We start from the raw sequence: 562 nt of genomic DNA on the forward strand, positions 1-562 counted from the left end.
CCTGAGACGGGCTCGGCGCGCTGCCGAGCACCGCCCTGCCAGCCCGGTTAAGGTGACCGGAGCCACCGGCGACCAAGGGGACGATTCGATGCGCCGACGCACTGTGCTGGCCACCGTACCGGCAGGCATACTCGCCCAGCTCAACCACTCGCTCGCCGTGCCGACCGACCCCACGACGGCCGTCCAGCACATCGGTGCTGCAGAGCAATACCGGCGAGCCCGCGAACTGTTCGACGCTGGGCAACTGGTCCAGCTCCTCGACGCGATGCCCGACCTGCTTGCCACCGCCAACGCCGCCTCGCCCAGCCCGGCCGCGTATGTCCAGCTCACCGCCTGCTACACCCTCGCCAGCGAGACCCTTAACAAGGCCGGCGCGCACAAGGGAAGTCGGCTGGCCGCCGACCGCGCCGTCATCTTCGCTGATCTGGCCGAGTCGCCACTGTCGAAAACTGTGGCTGCCCGCGCCCTCGGCATCGTGTTGCGCCACCAGGGTAATTACGAGCGGGCGGACGGAGTCGTGATCGCCGCGGCGAATGCGCTCGAAGCGACCGGCCTGCCAACC

1 protein-coding gene is annotated in these 562 nt (G+C 69.4%); it reads left to right on the forward strand.

The window, feature by feature from the left end:
* Positions 1-88: 88 nt before the first annotated feature.
* On the forward strand, positions 89-562 hold a 474-nt coding region (locus DMB66_RS60525), incomplete at its 3' end, for a hypothetical protein (RefSeq protein ID WP_199753341.1).

The sequence above is a fragment of the Actinoplanes sp. ATCC 53533 genome (genome assembly GCF_003947245.1).